The organism is Marinospirillum perlucidum (assembly GCF_003336805.1).
In the GTDB taxonomy this organism is placed as follows: domain Bacteria; phylum Pseudomonadota; class Gammaproteobacteria; order Pseudomonadales; family Halomonadaceae; genus Marinospirillum; species Marinospirillum perlucidum.
In genome coordinates, this window is the sequence record NZ_QFWJ01000004.1 from 19,446 (window position 1) to 39,507 (window position 20,062).

The 20,062-nt window shown below is 55.8% G+C and carries 13 protein-coding genes; 11 read left to right on the forward strand and 2 right to left on the reverse strand.

Annotated features, from left to right (window positions below):
- Nucleotides 1-18 precede the first annotated feature (18 nt).
- From DFK18_RS07240 to recJ, 10 genes are all read left to right on the forward strand, one after another.
- On the forward strand, nt 19-1,323 hold the full coding sequence (locus DFK18_RS07240) for a homoserine dehydrogenase (protein WP_114417587.1): 1,305 nt from the start codon (nt 19-21) through the stop codon (nt 1,321-1,323).
- A gap of 25 nt (nt 1,324-1,348) precedes the next feature.
- Complete coding sequence (gene thrC / locus DFK18_RS07245; RefSeq protein WP_114417588.1) at nt 1,349-2,740, forward strand: threonine synthase; 1,392 nt, start codon at nt 1,349-1,351, stop codon at nt 2,738-2,740.
- Between the two features lie 206 nt (nt 2,741-2,946).
- The gene (locus tag DFK18_RS07250) at nt 2,947-3,690 is read left to right on the forward strand and encodes a siderophore ferric iron reductase (RefSeq protein ID WP_162299722.1); all 744 of its coding nucleotides are present in this window, start codon (nt 2,947-2,949) and stop codon (nt 3,688-3,690) included.
- Complete coding sequence (locus DFK18_RS07255) at nt 3,677-4,444, forward strand: ABC transporter ATP-binding protein (RefSeq protein WP_114417590.1); 768 nt, start codon at nt 3,677-3,679, stop codon at nt 4,442-4,444. Before DFK18_RS07250 ends, DFK18_RS07255 begins: the two co-directional genes overlap by 14 nt.
- 32 nt (nt 4,445-4,476) lie before the next feature.
- Nucleotides 4,477-5,397 carry an iron-siderophore ABC transporter substrate-binding protein gene (locus DFK18_RS07260; RefSeq protein WP_114417591.1) on the forward strand — a complete coding sequence of 307 codons (921 nt, stop codon included), beginning with the start codon at nt 4,477-4,479 and terminating at the stop codon, nt 5,395-5,397.
- Nucleotides 5,394-7,355, forward strand: coding sequence for a Fe(3+)-hydroxamate ABC transporter permease FhuB (gene fhuB, locus DFK18_RS07265; protein WP_114417592.1), 1,962 nt, complete (start codon nt 5,394-5,396; stop codon nt 7,353-7,355). Before DFK18_RS07260 ends, fhuB begins: the two co-directional genes overlap by 4 nt.
- 12 nt (nt 7,356-7,367) lie before the next feature.
- The gene (locus tag DFK18_RS07270; protein WP_114417593.1) at nt 7,368-9,194 is read left to right on the forward strand and encodes an ABC transporter ATP-binding protein; all 1,827 of its coding nucleotides are present in this window, start codon (nt 7,368-7,370) and stop codon (nt 9,192-9,194) included.
- Nucleotides 9,195-9,293: 99 nt separating this feature from the next.
- Entirely contained in the window at nt 9,294-11,390 is a 2,097-nt protein-coding gene (locus DFK18_RS07275; RefSeq protein ID WP_114417594.1) for a TonB-dependent siderophore receptor, read from the forward strand.
- Nucleotides 11,391-11,526: 136 nt separating this feature from the next.
- Nucleotides 11,527-13,782 carry a methyl-accepting chemotaxis protein gene (locus DFK18_RS07280; protein ID WP_162299723.1) on the forward strand — a complete coding sequence of 752 codons (2,256 nt, stop codon included), beginning with the start codon at nt 11,527-11,529 and terminating at the stop codon, nt 13,780-13,782.
- 6 nt (nt 13,783-13,788) lie between these two features.
- Nucleotides 13,789-15,564 (forward strand): single-stranded-DNA-specific exonuclease RecJ, encoded by a 1,776-nt coding sequence (recJ, locus tag DFK18_RS07285; protein WP_245944350.1) that lies wholly within the window; start codon nt 13,789-13,791, stop codon nt 15,562-15,564.
- Between the two features lie 8 nt (nt 15,565-15,572).
- Here the strand turns inward: recJ and DFK18_RS07290 are convergent, their stop codons facing one another.
- Nucleotides 15,573-15,812 carry a hypothetical protein gene (locus tag DFK18_RS07290; RefSeq protein ID WP_114417596.1) on the reverse strand — a complete coding sequence of 80 codons (240 nt, stop codon included), beginning with the start codon at nt 15,810-15,812 and terminating at the stop codon, nt 15,573-15,575.
- A 135-nt stretch (nt 15,813-15,947) separates the two neighbouring features.
- Complete coding sequence (locus DFK18_RS07295; protein ID WP_114417752.1) at nt 15,948-16,667, reverse strand: 2OG-Fe(II) oxygenase; 720 nt, start codon at nt 16,665-16,667, stop codon at nt 15,948-15,950.
- A gap of 395 nt (nt 16,668-17,062) precedes the next feature.
- On the opposite strand from DFK18_RS07295, the gene glnE reads away from it, so the two are divergent.
- Complete coding sequence (gene glnE / locus DFK18_RS07300) at nt 17,063-20,056, forward strand: bifunctional [glutamate--ammonia ligase]-adenylyl-L-tyrosine phosphorylase/[glutamate--ammonia-ligase] adenylyltransferase (RefSeq protein ID WP_114417597.1); 2,994 nt, start codon at nt 17,063-17,065, stop codon at nt 20,054-20,056.
- Nucleotides 20,057-20,062: the final 6 nt, after the last annotated feature.

Here is a 20,062-nt window from a genome sequence, read left to right on the forward strand (position 1 = left end):
GTCTGTAAGGAGAGTATTTTGAAACCTGTAAAAGTCGCTATCTGTGGCCTAGGTACTGTTGGTGGCGGTGTCTTCAATGTTTTGCTGCGTAACGCCAGTGAAATTGCCCGTCGTGCTGGCCGCCCAATAGTGGTTGAGCAGGTGGCTACCCGCAGCAACAACCCTGATTGTGATACCTCCAGTGTCTATGTCTCCCAGGAGATACTGGATGTGATCGATAATCCTGAAATTGATGTCGTGGTTGAGCTGATCGGTGGCTATGATGCTGCTTACGATCTGGTCATGAAGGCTATCGCTGCCGGCAAGCACGTGGTAACCGCCAACAAGGCCCTGATTGCCGTCTATGGTAATGAAATCTTCCAGGCCGCTCGTGAAGCTGGCGTCATCGTTGCCTTTGAAGCCGCTGTAGCCGGTGGTATCCCGATCATCAAATCCATTCGTGAAGGCCTGACAGCCAACAAGATTCACTGGGTGGCCGGCATCATCAATGGCACCGGCAACTACATTCTGACCAACATGAATGACAAGGGTGCCGACTTTACCGAGATGCTGGAAGAAGCCCAGCAGCTGGGTTATGCCGAAGCCGATCCCACTTTTGATGTCGAAGGTATCGATGCCGCCCACAAGCTGGCGATCCTGTCTGCCATTGCCTTTGGTGTACCGCTGAGTTTCGATAATGTCTACACCGAAGGCATTAGTCGTATCGATGTGGAAGATATCCGCCAGGCCGATGCCCTGGGTTATGCGATCAAGCATCTGGGCATCACCCGCCGTACTGAAGAAGGTCTGGAATTGCGCGTACATCCGACCCTGATTCCCAAAGAGCGGCTGCTGGCCAATGTTAACGGCGTTATGAATGCGGTTATGGTGTCTGCCGATGCGGTCGGCCCCACTCTTTATTACGGCGCGGGTGCCGGTTCTGAACCCACCGCCTCTGCGGTAATTGCCGATCTGGTCGATGTTGCCCGCGAGATGGGTGCCGAGCCGGATTCACGCGTACCCTACCTGGCCTTTGCCGAGCAGGCCGATGACCTGCCGGTGCTGCCCATGGATGAAATCGAAACGGCCTACTACCTGCGTCTGCTGGCCGTGGACCGTCCCGGTGTTCTGGCCCGGGTGGCAACGATTCTGAGTGATCAGGGCATCAGCATCGAAGCCATTATCCAAAAGGATACTCTGGAAGGAGACTTGATTCCGATTATCCTCTTGACCCACAAGACCAAGGAGGCGGCGATGAACGAGGTGATTCGTCAGCTGGAATCCCTGGCCGATGTGGCTGGTAGCGTGATGCGTATCCGCGTGGAAAGCCTGGAAGATCAATAATCCCTTACGAGCGAGATTAAAAACCGTGCGTTATATCAGTACTCGCGGGAAAGCGCCCGCACTGAACTTTGAAGAAGTTGTGCTCACTGGCATGGCCACTGATGGTGGCCTTTATGTGCCGGAAAGCTTCCCCCAGATGAGTAAAGAAGAAATTGCCGAGCTGGCAGGCCTTCCTTATGCCGAAGCTGCCTTCCGGGTGATGAAGCCCTTTGTCGGTGATTGCATCCCGGAAGAGACTTTCCGGGCCATGCTCAAGGAAACCTATGCCTCCTTCAGCCATGATGCGGTGGCGCCTCTGAAGCAGCTCGACAGCAATCATTTCCTGCTGGAGCTCTTCCATGGTCCTACCCTGGCTTTCAAGGATGTAGCCTTGCAGCTGCTCGGTCGTCTGCTTGACCACTTCCTGGGCAAGCGTGGTGAGCGGGGTGTGATCATGGGAGCTACCTCCGGTGATACCGGTTCGGCTGCGATCGAGGGCTGCAAGCCCTGCTCGCATGTGGATATTTATATCCTTCACCCACATAACCGGGTGTCCGAAGTTCAACGCCGCCAGATGACCACCGTGATTGCGCCCAATGTCCATAACCTGGCCATTGAAGGCAATTTTGATGACTGTCAGGCGATGGTCAAAGCCAGCTTTGCTGACCAGAGCTTCCTCAAAGGGCAGCGTCTGATCGCGGTTAACTCGATCAACTGGGCCCGTATCATGGCCCAGGTGGTCTACTACTTCACCAGCGCGGTCGCTCTGGGTGCGCCTCACCGGGAAGTTTCCTTCAGCGTGCCTTCAGCTAACTTTGGTGATGTTTTTGCCGGTTACGTGGCTCGTCAAATGGGCCTGCCCATCAAGCAGTTGATAGTGGCCACCAATGCCAATGACATCCTGCACCGTACTCTGGGCGAAAACGATTTCAGCAAGAAGCCGCTGCAGGCCACCCTGGCACCTTCCATGGATATCGTGGTTTCCTCCAACTTCGAGCGTCTGCTGTTTGATCTCTATGGTCAGGACGGGGAAGCAATTAACCAACTGCTGGATAACTTCCAGCAGGGGCCAACCCAGTTGGATGAAGTGGCCTGGAAGAAAGCCAGAAATCTCTTTTCCAGCTTTACTCTGGATGATCCGGGTATTCTCAAGATTATTGCCGAAGCCTTTGAGCGCACCGGCGAGCTCCTGGATCCTCACACAGCCACTGGTTATGAAGCCACTCGCCAGTGTGCCTGGGATGAGCAAACGCCAGTGGTGACTCTGGCTACCGCGCATCCGGCCAAGTTTGAAGAGGCCGTGATTCAGGCTGGGTTCCAGGGCGTTGCTTTGCCCAGTCACATGAGTGATCTGTTGCAACGTAAAGAGGAATACCAGGTGTTGCCGGCTGAACTGGAAGCCGTTCAGCAGGAGGTTGCCCGCCAGCAGGGCTGCTGATTCAGTAAAATCAACACCGACCATCTCAAGGGGAGCTCAGGCTCCCCTTTTTTTGTGCCTGAAAAACACATAAAAATAATAAGCAGTAGGCTTTTCTAATGTGAATGATAATGATTGACATTAACTATTCCTTTGATAAGATCACTTCTCATTAAGGTTTGGGTGCATAGAGAGGTGCTGTCTTGCCGGGTAAAAGTGATGCAGCTTTGTCTTCGTTGTTAGTGCAGCAGTTGGCTGGCATTTATCCGGGGCTGCAAATAACTCTGGATGAACCCCGGCCCGAGCACTTGAGTTTGCAGCAGGATAACAGCAGGAGTCTGCAAAGACTGCTGGAACATGAGATGCAGCAACACCCCCGAGCCGGTCGTCTTTATTGGTCAGCACGCTGTTGGAATCTGCTCCTCTGGCAGCCGGTTCTTGTCTCTCTGGTGGCTGTTCAGGGGCTGCAGTGCCAACTCAAGCTGGATCAGCTGGGCCAGCAATTTGGAGAAGGCTGGGTTGCAGGCATCGTATTGCCGCCAGGTGCTCTGGAAGAGTCGTCAGGCGAGCTGATTCAACACCAGGCTGCCGAGTTGGAGCAGTTTGCCGAAGCCTGGCTGGTGCAGCTGAACCGGGTCGTGCGCATGAATCCGGCACTGGCCAGAGGCCTTCTCGCCGACCGCCTGCTGGGTTTGCTTCTGCATTTTCAGTCGGCCTGGGGGATGAATAACACCGCTTTGCAGGCCTTGGCCACACACTGGCTGCAGGCTCTCAAGCTGGAAAAGACCAGTCGTCTGGTTACGGGCGTTACCACCCGTGGCCGGGAAGAGCTGCTGTTGGAGCGTAAGACCTGTTGCCAGCATTATCGGCGTGATGATGGCGAACTCTGTCTGACCTGTCCGCGTTTGCAACCCCAAGATAAACAACAGCGTTTGCTGCAAGAGAAAGCGATTCACTATGTTGCGACTTGAAAATATCGAGGTCATCCGTCAGGAACGTTCTATTCTCCGGGTTCCTCAGCTGGAGGTGGCTGAAGACCAGGTAACGGTCATCCTGGGTCACAATGGCTCGGGTAAATCCACCCTGATGAAGCTCCTGGCCCGACAGTTGCAGCCCGATCGGGGGGAAGTGTTTCTCGAACAAAAGCCCATCGCCCGCTTCAGTCAGCGATCTCTGGCTCAGAAACTGGCTTTTTTGCCCCAACAGCTGCCCGAAGTTGGCGGCTTGACCGTCAAGGACCTGGTGCTTCTCGGACGCTATCCCTGGCGAGGCCTTCTGGGACGTTGGCAAGCGAGTGATTTTGCCCGGGTGGATGAGGCTATGCAGGCCACGGATGTCCTGAAATATCGTGATCAATCAACCGATCTCTTGTCCGGGGGAGAACGCCAACGTGCTTGGATTGCCATGCTTTTGGCGCAGGAGGCACCGCTGTTATTGCTGGATGAACCCACCTCGGCACTGGATCTTTCCCACCAGTACGAATTGATGCAGCTGCTGTCGCGTTTGAATCGCGATACAGGCCGCGGGCTGGTGATCATCCTGCATGATATTAATCTGGCTTGCCGTTATGCCGACCGGGTTCTGGCTCTCAAACAGGGAGAGCTGGCTTTTGATGGTCGCCCGGATCAGCTTCTCGATGAATCTCATCTGTCCGGTCTTTACGAGCTGGATATCCGTCTTTGCCCCCACCCTTTGAACAAACAACCGGTTGCCGTTGTGGCCTAGTCGGGTTTTGTTGATTATCTGGAGTTAAAGCTATGTCTTCTGCCTGGTCCTGGATCAAGGTTTATCTTTTGGCTGCTTGTCTGCTGCTGCCCGTCACTGTTCAGGCGCAAGTGAGCGTGACTGATAGCCTGGGGACGCATGAATTTGCCGAGCGTCCCGAGCGAATCGTGGCCCTGAATTGGGCGGTGACGGAGAACCTGGTCGAGCTGGGAGTAGCGCCTGTGGCGATTGCCGATGTCGAGGGCTATCGCACCTGGGTCGTCCAGCCGCAACTGCCTCAAGGAATCGCTGATGTGGGCCTGCGTGATGAGCCCAATATTGAACGGCTGGCAAGCCTGCAGCCGGATGTCATTATTATCGGCACCCAGCAACTGGGTCTGAAAGACAAGCTCGAACAGGTCGCGCCGGTACTTTATTTTGACAACTACCGGGCTGATCACTCCAACCCCGAGGCCGTGGAGGGCACCTTTAGGGAGCTGGCGCGTCTGCTGGATCGCGAAGACCTGGCCGAGCAAAAACTGGCTGAACGGGATCGCCGCCTGCAAGAGCTGGCTACTCAACTTCAGGGCCACTTTCCCGAGGGCTTGCCCGAGGTGGCGGTGATACGTTTTACCGACGTCAATCATGTACGGGTTTACGGTCGCAATTCCCTGGTTCTGGCTGCCATGCAGGCCCTGGGTCTGGAAGCCGCCCTGCCACAGCCGGTGACTACCTGGGGGCAGACCCAGAAGACCCTGACCGAACTGGTGGCAGTCGATGACGGAATCCTGTTGTATATCCAGCCCTTTGCCCAGGAAGATCGCCTGGCCCAGCATCCGCTCTGGCAGCGTTTTCCTTTTGTTCAGCAGGATAGGATCGGGTCCCTGCCTCCTGTCTGGACCTATGGCGGGCCTCTGTCCATCCAATATCTGGGCGAAGCCCTGGCGACGACCCTGCTGGAGCGTGACTGGTGAAGCGACGCTATCTGGGGGTCTTGCTGCTTCTGCCTTTGACCTGGGTCTTGCATCTGCAGTTGGAGACCAGTCTGGCAGTGACTGAACAATGGCAGCTGCTGATGACTCGTGAGCTGAGCAGTTTTGCTGACTTCCAGTTTTTTTATTCCAGCCTGCCCAGAGCCGTAATCGCTCTACTGGTTGGTGCTGCCCTGGGCTTGGCGGGTAGTCTGTTACAACAGCTGTTGCAAAACCCTCTGGTTTCACCCATGACCCTGGGAGCCTCTTCCGGTGCCTGGCTGGGCTTGCTGGTGATGACCCTGGTCTGGCCTGCGGCGGCCGCGGCCTACGGAACCTGGGGGGCTTTTGCCGGTGCCCTGGCCTCCAGCCTCTTGGTGGGGTTGATTGCCGGTCGTGAAGGTCTATCCGGTTTGCCGGTGGTCCTGGCCGGGATGGCGGTTAATCTGCTGCTGGGGGCTCTGGCCACGGCATTGATTCTTCTCAATGATCAATACGCCCGCAATCTTTTTATCTGGGGGGCGGGCAATCTGGCGCAAAGCGATTGGAGCCAGGTGCAGGCGTTGGCAACTCGCTTGCTGATTCTGCCGCTGATCCTGCTGCTGGCCCTGCGTCCTTTGGCTCTGATGCGTCTGGGACAAACGGCCGCTCAGGCCCGGGGGTTGAACCTGCTGCCGGTTTTCGCCCTGATTTTCCTGGCTGCTCTCTGGTTGACGGCTTCTTCAGTCATGGCTGTGGGCTTGATTGGCTTTATCGGCCTCTTGACCCCGAATCTGGTGCGTTTGCTGGGTTGCCGACGCGCCGGCGAAGAGCTCTTGTTCAGCGTGCTTTTGGGTGCTTGGTTACTGTTGATCACCGATGCCCTGGCGATTTTCTTTTCCCAGCAGTTGCCCAATCTCGTACCCAGCGGGGCTGCAACTGCCTTGATCGGGGCACCGGCACTAATCTGGCTGGTACGCAAGCGGATGCAGATGAGCAGCGGCGGGCACTACACCCTGCCAGGCCGAGAACTGCAGTTGCCCCTTTACCGGCTTCTGCTCCTGTTGGGGGTGCTGCTGGTGTGTGTTGTGATTTCCCTGATGTTGGCGCCTTCCGAGCAGGGTTGGGTATTTGCCTGGCCACAAGACCTGGTCTTGTCCTTGCGTTGGCCGCGTCTCGTCGCTGCACTGGCTGCAGGCGGTATTCTGGCTGTGGCCGGGGTGCTGCTGCAGCGGCTGATCCGTAACCCCCTGGCCAGCCCGGATATTATGGGGCTGTCGGCCGGGGCGACACTGGCTCTGGTGGTTAGTGTGATTTTTCTGGGCGGTTCCCTACGCGATTACGGTCCTCAGGTGGCCTTTATTGGCTGCCTGCTGGTGATGTTTTTGCTGTTGTTGCTGGGACGCCGCCACCAGTATGCCCCCGGCATTCTGGCTTTGATGGGGATTGCGCTGGCCGCCGTTCTGGATGCCGTTATTCAGTTCACTCTGGCCCGGGGCGGTGATGAGGTTCGCCAGCTATTGGGTTGGTTGTCGGGCTCCACCTATCGGATTCAGGGCCAGGATGCCCTTTGGATGCTGGCAGGCGGCCTGGTCATAGGCCTTTTGACCTGGGTGGGGCGGCGTTCACTGGTACTCATCACTATTGGTGATGCCTTTGCTCTGGCACGAGGGCTGAATATCAATCTGGCCCGGGTTTCCCTGTTATTGCTGGTGGCTCTGAGCACTGCCTTGGTCACGGCCTTGATGGGGCCGGTGGCCTTTGTGGGGTTGTTAGCCCCGCATCTGGCCAGCCTTTTGGGTGCCCGGCAACTGCATCAACAATTGCTGGTGGGCGCTTTGGCCGGTGCCGCCATTTTAATTTTCTCCGATTGGCTGGGGCGGGTGCTGCTCTATCCTCAGCAGTTGCCTGCCGGTTTGATCGCCTCGGTTCTGGGCGGGAGCTATTTTATCTGGCTGCTGACCCGCCGCCGTCTGACGTGAGTGGTTGTACCCATGTTTCGTTTTTTTGAAAAACTGACCAATCCTCTGCCAGAGGTGACAGTTGAACAGCCACCCAAAACCCTGCTGGCGTTTTTCCGCCACTATACCCGGGGGTTTGAAAAAGCACTCCTGTGTCTGGGCTTGCTGACCTTTGTGGTTGCCGGTATCGAGGTGGCCCTGTTCAATTTTCTTGGCGATCTGGTGGACTGGGTCGGTCACTATGCACCGTCAGATTTACTCGCTGAAAAGGCCGGGGTTTTCTGGACGATGGGGCTTTTAGTGGGGGTGGTCTTGCCCCTGGCGGTGATTGGTCACTCGCTGCTCTTTCACCAGTCGCTGTTTGTAAATTACAGCATGGCCATTCGCTGGCGCGCTCATTTGTACCTCTTGCAGCAGAGTTTCTCCTTTTACCAGGACGAGGTGGCCGGGCGTTTGGGCAATCGGGTGATGCAGACCTCGGAATCCCTGCGTGAAGCGGTGATGAAGCTGCTGGATGTGCTGCTTTATGTACTGGTTTATCTAGGTGGCATGCTGGGGTTGATACTAGCTTCCGACTGGATGCTGAGCCTGCCTCTGCTGTTCTGGGCGGGCTGCTATGGCCTGCTGCTACGCAGTCAGATCCCGCCCTTGCGACGAGAGGCGGCAAACCAGGCTGCCGCTCAGGCCAGCATGATGGGCCAGCTGGTGGACAGCTACAGCCATTTTCTGACGGTCAAGCTGTTTTCCCATTCCAGCCGGGAAGCCGAGCACAGTCGACTCAGCATGGAAGAGTTCTTACAGGCGGTCTATCCACTGATGCGGCGCGTGACCCGGCTGAATCTGTCGCTGTGGATGCTGAATATTGTCTTGATCCTGGTGACAGCCAGTCTGTCCATTTATCTGTGGGCCAATAACCAGGTGACGGCTGGCGCCATTACGATTGCTGTGGCTTTGACACTGCGTTTGAAGAGCCTGTCGCAGTTCATCATGTGGGAAATTGCCGGTCTGTTTCGCAATCTGGGTAATGTCGAGGATGGCATCGCCACCCTCGCACGTCCTACCGAGGTACAAGACCAGCCGCAAGCGAAGAAACTGGAATTTCACCAGGGCAAAATTGAATTTGATGACATCCACTTTGCCTACCCCGGCCAGCCGGAATTATTCCAGGGGCTTTCCCTGACCGTGAAGCCGGGTGAAAAAGTGGGCCTGGTGGGGTCTTCCGGAGCGGGTAAAACCACGCTGATCAGCCTCTTGTTGCGTTTTTATGATCTGGACGCCGGGCAAATCCGAGTCGATGGCCAGTCGCTGGGTGATCTCGCCCAGGAGAGTCTGAGGGCTCATATCGGGATGGTCAGCCAGGATGCCGGGCTACTCAATCGCAATGTTCGCGACAACCTGCTTTATGGGCGACCGGACGCCACCGAAGAGGAGCTATTAAGAGCCACTCGTCAGGCTCACGCTGACGAGTTTATCGAGGGATTACGGGATCCCGAGGGACGCGAAGGCTATTTCGCTCATATCGGGGAAAAGGGCGTCAAGCTCTCCGGTGGCCAGCGTCAGCGTCTGGCATTGGCGCGGGTGTTGTTAAAGGATGCCCCGATTTTGATTCTGGATGAAGCCACTTCAGCCCTGGATTCGGAAGTGGAGGCTGCTATTCAGGAGAATTTGCAGCAGTTGATGGCGGGAAAAACAGTGATTGCCATCGCCCACCGGCTGTCCACCCTCACTGCCATGGATCGTCTCCTGGTCCTGGAAGGGGGACAGCTGGTTGAACAGGGAGCACCGGCCGATTTGCTGGCTAGAAAAGGGCGTTTTGCCCAGCTCTGGGCCCGGCAAAGCGGTGGTTTTATCAGGGATTAGGAAGGCCTTTTTATTTATCGGATCAGGGCCTGCCTTTGCTCATTAAAGTTAACGATTATCATTAACCAAGCAATATTAATTATACAAGAGAGGCTATTCATGCGATTGCAACGTAAGCAGCTGTTTGTGGCGGTAGTCACGGCGATCAGTGCGCAAGCGGCTTTGGCTGCCGATCAGGAAGGAACTCTGGAAACCCTGGAAATTCGTGGCAGCGAGCTTCAGGAAGATACCTACCTGGCTCCCCGGGCGGCCAGTGGTACGGGGTTGGCTCTGGATTCCCTGGAGACTCCTCAGGCACAAACGGTGGTGACCCGTCAGCAGATGGAAGATTTTAATCTTAATGATTTGAATCAGCTGCTCAGTCTGACTTCAGGAGTGACCGTGGAGAGGGTGGAAACGGATCGAACCTACTATACGGCTCGGGGCTTTGATATCACCAACTTTCAGGTGGATGGCACGGGTGTACCCTCGGCCTACGGTAATATCATGGGGGACCTGGATACCTTCTTTTATGAACGGGTTGAGGTCCTGCGAGGGGCCAATGGTCTGATGAGTGGTAGTGGCAACCCTTCGGCAACTGTCAACCTGGTACGTAAACGCCCAACCCGTGAATTCCAGGCGCAAGCCAGAATCCTGGGCGGTTCCTGGCAACAACTGCGTACCGAGGGGGATGTATCCGGTGCTCTGACGGAATCGGGCAGTCTGCGGGGGCGTTTGTCTCTGGCAGTTGAAGACAAGGAATCCTATCTGGATCGCTATGCCAAACAGCGCTTGCTGGGACAGGGCGTGATCGAAGCGGATATCACTGACAGCCTCTTGTTGACCCTGGGTCACAGTGAACAGGTGGATGCAACCGACAGCCCCATGTGGGGAGCCCTGCCTATGCAGTACACCGACGGCACCTCCACTGACTATGATGTCTCAACCAGCACCTCGGCGGATTGGGCTTATTGGGATAACACCACGCGCAGTAGCTATGCAGAACTGCAAAACCTGCTGGATAACGGCTGGACGCTGACCGCGCGTTTGACCCGCAACGAAACGGATTCTGAAAGTAAGCTCTTTTATGTCTATGGCAAGCCGGATGCCAGTACCGGTCTGGGCCTCAAGGCTTATCCCAGCCGTTATGATATGACCACGGAAACCCTGATCGGTGATATTCAGCTGAATGGCAGTTTTCTGCTGAATGGCTACCCGCAGGATTTTGCCCTGGGTGCCCAGTGGTATCAGGCCGAGGTTTGGGATGAATCCAACTACGGCCAGGGCATTGGCACCAACTTGGGCGCTGAAGAAGCCTTTGATGGTAGCTATCCCGAACCCAGCTTTGACTCCAGTGTTGATGGCAGTGAATGGACCTCGACCCAAAGCAGTCTCTTTGCATCGACTCGTTTGATGTTGAGTGATGAGTTCTCCGTACTGGGTGGTCTACGCCTGACCCAGTTGGATGTTGAAGGTAGTACCTATGGCGACAGCAAAGACTCGGACTATGATCTTGTGCCTGTTCCCTATGCTGGCGTGGTTTACCAGATGACCCCGGAGCTTTCTCTCTACAGCAGCTATACCCAGATTTTCAATCCGCAAACCAAGGAAGACCTGGATGGAGATTTGCTTGATCCGGTTGAGGGTCGTACCTACGAAGCTGGGATCAAGACCCTTCTTGCGGAGGGGCAGGCCCAGGCTTCGGTGGCTATCTTTGCCACCACCCAGGACAATGTTGCCGAAAAAGTGGGAACCCGGCCTGGTGGAACCTCAGGCGTGGATGACTACTACCGTGGAGTTGACGGCATGACCAGTCAGGGCGTGGAAATCGACTGGGTGGGTGAATTCATCCCCGGTCTGCAAACCCAGGCTGGCTTTACTCATCTGGTGATTGAAGATGCCGAAGGGGAAGCCACGCGTAAGCAGATTCCGCGTAATCAGTTGACCTTGGCGGCCAATTATCAACTGCCGGCCCTGCCTGAATTGCGACTGGGAACAGTGGTACGCTGGCAGAGTGAGGTTTCCAGCAGTGTTGCCGAGCAGGAAGCCTACGCCCTGGCCGATTTGATGGCAGTCTACCAGTGGACAGATTCACTCAAGATGAGTCTGAATCTGAACAATATTACCGATGAGAAATACATCAACAGTGTCTACTGGGATCAGGCCTATTATGGTGCCCCCCGTAGTGCTCAGTTGAGTGTCAGCTGGAACTACTGATGGCATCAAGCCCGGCTCACAGGGAGGTGAGTCTTGTACTTGTATTAACTTTTGCTACTTCATGTAAAATAGCTTAGATTCGTAGGTTGATTCGATGTGATCTAGCTAGATGGAGAGGGCCCGGATGCTCAGCAGGATGAATATTAGCAAAAGAATTCAATTGGGGTTTGTACTGGTACTGGCCTTGGGGATAGGCGTACTTTTGCCCCTGTTTCTGAATCAGCTGGATCAGCTGATGCAGCAAACCGAACAGAGAGCATTACAGCGCCTGCATCAGGCCGCACTGGATGAAATCCAGTCCCAGGAGGATCAAGCCGTTAATCTGGCACTGGCATTGGCCCAGCAACCCAGCATCCAACTGAGTTTTGCCCAGCAGGATCGCAATGCCCTGCGTGAAGAGCTGGTTCCTGTATTCAGCACCCTGAGCGAAGAAGTCGGGATCGAGCAGATGCAGTTTCACTTGCCGCCAGCCACTTCTTTTTTGCGACTTCATCGCGTGGGCCGCCATGGCGATGACCTTTCTTCTTTTCGCCATACCGTGGTGGCCGTTAACGAAACGCGTGAACCTGTTTCCGGGATAGAAGTGGGGCGTGCCGGTATCGGAATACGCGGTGTGGTGCCCATGTTCTGGCGCGGTGAGCATACCGGTAGTTTTGAATTCGGCCTGTCCTTGCACCAAACCTATGCTGACGCCTTCAAAGCCAGCCAAGCTGCAGATTTAGCCATATATCTGCCGGAAGGCGAGGGTTTTAAGCAACTGGTGTCGACCTGGCAGGGAGTAAAACTCTTTAGTGAAAGCCAGCTACAGGCTGTCATGGCCGGGGAAACCCAAATCAAGCGGGAAGAATATGAGGGCAAACAATTTGCCGCTCTGGCTGCTCCCCTGAAAAATTTTAGTGGTGACATCATCGGGGTCATGACCATCTATTCGGACCGCTCCCAGGGTGTTGCCGCCTTCCAGTCGACCATCTACTCCACACTGATTGTTGCTGCAGTCATCCTCCTGGCCGGGCTGCTGGTTTCCTGGTTCTTGGCGCAAAGTATTATTCAACCCATCAAGCGGCTCAATCGGGCACTCAAGAATATTGCCGAAGGCGATCAGGATCTACGCCGCCGTATTCCCGTTGAAGGTAGCAATGAACTCTCGGATGTGGCCGTTTCCTTTAACCTTTTTGTAGAAAAAGTTGAAGCAACTGTACTGAGTGTTTTACAGCGTGTTGGCCAGTTGGGCTCGCGGGCTGAATACACCTTTCGGGTTACTGATGAAGCTTCAGTGATTATCAAGCGTCAACAAGCCAGCACTGAAGAAGTCTCGGCAGCGATGAACGAAATGTCGGCTACAGCTGCCGAAATTGCCGGTCACGCTGCAGAAACAGCGACCGCGACCGAGCAGGCCGATCGTAGTTCCGAACAGGGCAGCCAAGTGGTTGAAAACAGCAGCCAGGGAATTTCGCGTCTGGCGGCTGATGTTGATGAGGCTGCTCAGGTGATTCGCAAGCTGGATGAATACAGTGAGCAGATTGGTAGTATTCTGGATGTGATTAGCGGTATTTCCGAGCAGACCAACCTGTTGGCATTGAATGCTGCTATCGAAGCCGCCCGCGCGGGCGAGCATGGTCGCGGTTTTGCCGTGGTGGCCGATGAAGTGCGTCAGCTGGCGCAGCGTTCCCAGGAAGCGACTACGGAAATCCACAGCATGATTGCCCGCCTTCAGGAAGGCGTGGAAAATTCCGTCAAGGTAATCGAACAGAGTCATCGCCAGGCCGAGGAAACGGTGGAACAAACCCAGGTTGCACGTCGTGCCCTGGAAGAAATCACCCAGGCCATGGATCGCATCAGTCAGATGAGCACCCAGATTGCTTCGGCTGCAGAAGAGCAGACGGCGGTTTCCGAAGACATCAATCGCCATATCATCACGATTAGCGATGGCGCCAGGGAAACCGTTGATCACACCGGCAATATCGTTGCCGCAACCAGTGATATTGGCAGCGAAATTTCTGCGCTGATGAAGGAAATGCGCACCTTCAAGGTCAACATTGATCCCAAGGTCGAGCTTTCTATGGCCAAGAGTGCCCACCGCGCCTGGAAGGTTCGCCTGCGTAGCTTCCTGGATGGTCAGAGCAGTCTTTCCCCGGATCAGGCTGTTGATCATCACCAGTGTGACCTGGGACGCTGGTATGACACCGATGGCTTGAAGCACTTTGGTGATTATCCGGAAATGCAGGCCCTGAAAGAACCGCATAAACGCATGCATCAGCTGATACGCCAGATTATTGAAGCCAAGCATGCCGGGCGTTTGCAAGAAGCCGAGCAGGATTACGAAGAAGTGGAAGTGCACTCCGAAGAGATTGTCGCGCTGCTCAATCAACTTATAGCCAAGCTGGATGGGTAGCGGCGGGTGACGGTATTTGTTCCTCGTCCTCTGGATCAGGGCCTCTATCAGCAGGCGATTGCTGAAGGCCTGCATCCCTTGTTGGCCAGAATTCTGGCCGGGCGTCTTGACCAGACCCAGGGTAGCCTGACCAGTCTGGTTCATCCCCACCTGAAACACCTGCCGCCCCCGGATCTGCTAAAAGATGCCGGGCTGGCGGCCCAGCGCCTGCTGACCGCTATTCAACAACAGCAAAGAATCGGCATCCTCACCGACTATGATGTGGATGGTATTACCTCGCATGTTGTCATCTATCAGGCTATAACGGAGTTTTTTGGTGTTGCACCGGCGCAGGTATCCAGCCTGATCGGTCATCGCATGAAGGATGGTTACGGCGTCAGTGATGGCCTGGTCAACCGGATTCTCGATCAGCAGCCCCTGCCGGATGTCATTATCACTGCTGATTGTGGTTCCTCGGATGAGCCGCGAATCGCTCGACTCAAGGCTGCCGGTATTGATGTGCTGGTGACCGATCATCATGCCCTGCCCAAAGAGGGGCCACCGCCTTCGGCCCTGGCCGTGGTCAATCCCACCCGTGAGGATTGCGATTACCCCGACCCGACCCTGGCCGGTTGTGGTGTGGTCTGGTTGCTGATGTCCGAACTGCGGCGTCAACTGGTTGCGGCAGGGCAGCTGGAAGCTTCCAGCCCCAAGCTGTCTTCGTTGCTACCTTTCGTGGCTCTGGGTACGGTGGCGGATTGTGTTTCCCTGGGTGGAAGTGCCGCCAACCGGGCTTTTGTCACTGCCGGTCTGCAATTGATGAATGCTTCTACAGCTCCCTGCTGGCAAGCATTTCGTGAGTTGCAGGGGGAGCGTTTCAAGTCTTTCACTGCATCCACCCTGGGTTTTCAGTTGGGGCCGAGGATTAATGCCCGTTCGCGTATGGCTGATCCCTATGCCGCCCTGCATTACCTCCTTGCCGCCACTCCGGCAGCAGCACGCCAGCAGCTGGAATTGCTGGATGAAGACAACCAGGACCGGCGCTTTGTAGAGGCGGAAATGACCCGCGAAGCCTTGCAGCGGGTGCAGGAGCAGGTGGATCAAGGCATGCAGAGTCTGGTGGCCTGGGTGCCGGAAGGGCATTCGGGGGTGCAAGGCATAGTCGCTTCACGCCTGGTCGAAAAATTCGGACGCCCCAGCGTAGTCCTGACTCCGGGACGCGAAAGCGGTCACTTATCGGCTTCGGCACGTAGTGTGCCCGGTATTCATTTACGCGAAGCCCTGCAGCGGGTGGATGATTTACACCCAGGCTTGCTGGTACGTTTTGGCGGTCACCGGGGAGCAGCGGGCCTGACACTCTGGGGGCAGCGACTGGCTGAATTCCAGCAGGCCTTTGAACAGGCCATCCTGTTGCAGCTGGGCAATCGCAGATTGGAGCCGAGTCTGTATACCGATGGTGAGTTGCCGCCAGAGTTGATGAATCTGGAGACCCAGCAGCTACTCTCGGGACTGGAGCCTTTTGGGCGGGAATTCGAGCCGCCTTTGTTTGAAGGTTCTTTTGTTATTGATGAGTTGCGCCTGATCGGAGCTGACCAGACGCATCTGTTGATGCAGGTGACGCGAGGGCCGGGAGAACCGGTTTTTCCGGCAATCTGGTTTCGGGCACTACCGGAAACAGGCGCAGAGCTTCCGGTGAGTCAAGGGCAGCGGGTTCGCTTGGCTTATAAGCTGGAAGCCAATCATTTTCGGGGGCAAACACGCCTGCAACTGCATGTCAGCCAGCTGCATCCAGAAGCTGGCTGAATTTCAGCTTACTCCAGGCATTCCTTGAAGTAGATACCGCGATAATCCCTCCAGCCTTCGCGTCCGTTGGTTTCCTTGTAGAGGTGAACCTGGCGGCAATAGTCTTCATAACGGTGGCCTTCACGCATGATGGCCGGATTGACATCATAGGTATTGAAAAACATAAAGGCACCCACAGCGACGGCCAAGAAAAATAGAAGGGCTGCGATCAGAGCGGCAGTGCTGTTTTTATCCTGCTGCGAAGGCATGGAAGTCTGCTCCTGAAATTAACTGGATCTGGATCGGGAATCTTAACCCAAAGTCTTGGGCTTGTCCGTAGTTAGTCTATACCATGGATGTAGTTTTTGGTTCCAGGCTGTTTCCTGCATGAATGTTTCACGGCGCTAAAGTGCCGGATCGACCAGCCCATTGACGGAGGTGTTGATCCGGAACCAGCCGGCAATACTTGCTCGATTCTTATTGGTGGTTAGCACCTCATGGGGAATTTCTTCGGATAAAAAGCAGATTAGTGTCCCCATTCTCGGCGCAACATCGAGTAGGCGTTCGCCGGTTTGCGGGTGATAAATCCGCATCTGTCCGGCATCCTCGGGTTGCCAATCGGCGTTCAGGTAAAGCACTGTGGTTACCACCCGGTTGGAGCGGCCCCGAAAAGCATCCAGGTGTTTCTGGTAAAAAGCCCCAGGCGGGTAGAAAGCATAGTGGCATTCATACTCAAAGAGCCCCAGAAACAATTCACGGTTGAGATAGTCCTTGAGTTCACGCATCAGTACGAGAAATTCTTGCTGGATCAGGCTGCTGCCATCCAGCCAATGGGTAAAATCCCCACGAATCTTTTCAGTCAGTAGATGATCCTTGCCGCGCCCTATTCCGGCTGCTGTGAGAGCCTGGGCCTGGCGCAGGTGATGGATTTCCTGCAATAGACCCTCGCAGAGTTCCCTGGGCAGGTAGTTTTCAGCAACAAACCAGTGGCGGTCCACCAGGCTTTCCACCAGAGAGGCAAAATTAATCCGGTTTTTAACCGGATTGGCTTCTTCAACCAGATCCGGAGCAGGTGGATATTCGCAGGCCAGTTCTTCAGCCAGGTGGGTCAAGTGTTCGGTCATGGCAGGATCACATTCTAAAAAAAGCAATTTTTATCTGTTTTCCGAGTCAAGTACAGCAAATACTGTCATCGACTCAAAAACACTCGCAAAAAGCATGGATGCCTAGCTTGGCAGTGTCCAATCTGCAATCTAGACGCAGGCATTCCGGGTGCATCCTGGCGACAAACGCATGCCTGGCTTGCTGGGAACGGAAACAAAAATCTGCCAGGAGTGGTTGCCGGGTCCAGCCGAAGGAGCTTTCAGAGCCCGCCGGGTGCAAGTCTGGCAGAGGTTTTTATCGCCTTTCGGCGTGCCGGGCGGCTATCAAAGACCTGCTTATTGATTTGAATGCTTGAGCCCTTGGCTGAGGCTGTTTATGCTGGCAGAAAAACCCTTCTCCCTGCCAAAGAAATCTTATGTCACAAGAACTTAAACCTGATCTTAGTCACTTGCCTGTCGCCCTTCAGGACGGTGTAAACCAGGCTTTCGGACGTGTTTTTTCAGCATTGGATAGCGCTGACTCCCTGGCCTCAACCCTGCAACGCCCGCCGGTTTCCGAGCGCTGGCGACAACTGACTCCCGAGCAGTGGCAGGGAGCTGCCCTGCTCCTGGCCAGCAGTGATTATGCTGGCGAAGAGCTGGCCAAGGAACCGGGTCTGTTACCCGACCTGCTTGACCAGGGTTGGCTGTCCGGCAGCCTGGATAAAAAGGCTTACCAGCAGTGGTGCCAGAGCTATCTGGTTGATGACCAGGGCCAAGCGGTGGCTGATGAAGCTGGTCTGCATCGTGGTCTGAGGCGTTTTCGCCGGGCTGTGATGCTGCGTCTTCTATGGCGGGATGTGCACCAGGCCGGTCACCCCCAGGCAGTCTGGCAGACGGCGGCAGAGGTTTCACAGCTTGCGGATGTGACGGTGGAAGCCGCCCTGAGTTGGCTAGAGGAACACTATGCTCCGGCCTGGGGGAAACCCTTTGCCAGAGGCGTTACCCCGGAGCAGGCCGAGTCCGGAGAAGCCTCACCTCTGCGTTTGGTGGTTCTGGGGATGGGCAAATTGGGGGCAAAGGAACTTAACCTGTCTTCCGATATTGATCTGATTTTTGCTTTTGCTCATTCCGGGGTCACCCAGGGCGGGCGGCGCAGTTTTGAGAATCAGGAATATTTTATCCGCCTGGGGCAAAAACTGATTACGGCCCTGGATCAGATGACCGTGGATGGCTATGTCTTCCGGGTGGATATGCGTTTGCGGCCCTATGGTGATGCCGGTGCCCTGGCGTTGGGCTTTTCCGCCTTGCAGGAGTATTACCAGGATCAGGGGCGGGACTGGGAACGCTATGCCATGATCAAGGCGCGTGTGATTGCAGGGGACCAGGAAGCAGGTGAACGTCTGCTGGCTGACCTGCGCCCCTTCGTGTATCGCAAATACCTGGATTTCAGCGCCATCGAATCCCTGCGCGCGATGAAGGCCATGATCAACCGTGAAGTGAAGCGTCGCGGTCTGGACAACAACATCAAGCTGGGTCGAGGCGGTATCCGCGAGGTGGAATTTATCACCCAGGTTTTCCAGTTGATTCGCGGTGGCCGGGATACCGAATTACAGGAAAGATCCATTCGCCGGGTGCTGCCGGTCATTGCCGGGTTGGGGCTTATGCCTCAAGAAGCGGCTGACCAGCTGCTCAAGGATTATGCTTTTCTGCGCGATCTGGAGCATGCTCTTCAGGGACTGGCTGACCGCCAGACCCAGGTGCTGCCGGATGATGAGATCCACCAGGCCAGAATAGCCCTGCGTTGCGGTTTTTCATCCTGGGCTGAATTGCTGGAGTCCTTGCAGGCCGTGCGCGACGAGGTTCGCCAGCATTTTGATGCCGTGATTGCCGATCCTGAAGAGGAAGACGAGGTGGCGACAGACGAGGATTTGTCGACCCTCTGGACGGATGATCTGGATGCAGACCAGGGCGCGGCCCTGCTGACCGACAAGGGTTTCCAGCAGGCCGAATCCAGTTTTACCCTTCTGCAGAAACTTCGGGCCAGCCGTCAGGTGGCCAGCATGCAAAAGGTAGGCAAGGAGCGTCTGGATAATCTCATGCCTCTGCTGCTGGCCAGCGTCACTGAAGTCGATAATCCCGATGTTACCCTGGAGCGCAGCCTCTGGTTGATCGAAGCGGTCTTGCGACGTACCGCCTATCTGGTTCTGTTGAGTGAGAATCCGGGCGCGCTTCAGCAGCTGATCAAGATGTGTTCAGCCAGTCCCTGGCTGGCCGAACAGCTGGCGCGGATGCCGATTCTGCTTGATGAACTCCTGAGCCCGGATACCCTCTACTCGCCGGCCGACAAGCAGCGGTTGCAGGATGAGCTGCGTCAGCATCTCAGCCGCATTCCCGAAGAGGATATGGAGGCCCTGATGGAAGCCCTGCGCTATTTCCGTCATGCCAATGTGCTGCGGGTTGCGGCTTCCGATATTGTCGCCGACCGTCATCTGATGAAAGTCAGTGACTACTTGACCTTTATTGCCGAAGTCATCCTGGAAGCCGTGATGCACTATGCCTGGAATGACCTCACCCGCCGTTACGGGCGGCCACAGCTAACCAACGGTGAACCCGCCGATCCCGGTTTTATTATTGTCGGCTACGGCAAATTGGGTGGGATCGAACTGGGTTATGGTTCCGACCTGGATCTGGTGTTTATCCATGATGGTCACTCCACAGCCGCCACCGATGGTTGCAAGGAGTTGGACTCGGTGACCTTCTACAGCCGCCTGGGCCAGCGGATTATCCACTTCCTGGCAACGGTTACCCCTTCGGGCCAGTTGTACGAGGTGGACATGCGCCTGCGGCCTTCGGGTAACTCGGGTCTTTTGGTCAGCAATCTCAAGGGCTTTGCCGACTATCAGCAGGAAAACGCCTGGACGTGGGAGCATCAGGCCCTGGTGCGTGCCCGTGCCATCTGTGGTGATCCGGCGCTGGTCGAGCGTTTTAACCAACTGAGGGCAGAGATACTGACCCAGCAACGTGACCTGCCCCAGCTGCGTAAAGATGTCGTCAGCATGCGCGAGAAGATGCGCGAAAATCTGGGTAGTAAAAAGACCGGCGGGGACGAGGTCTTTCATATCAAACAGGATGCCGGTGGTATCGTCGATATCGAATTTATCGTCCAGTATTGCGTGCTCGCCTTTAGTCACCAGCACCCCGAGTTGCTGGAAGTGACGGATAACATGCGCCTGCTGGATGCACTGGCCTCGACAGGCGTTTTGCCCGAAGCTGAAGCCGGGAGCCTGCAACAGGCCTATCTGGCCTACCGCAAGGCTGCTCATCACGCCGCCCTGGAAAAAGCGGGAACCAGCCTGCCGGCAGCGCCCTGGCAGAGCTACCGGGATGAGGTCAGTCGTATCTGGAATAACTTCTTTGCCGAGGCCTGAGGAGGG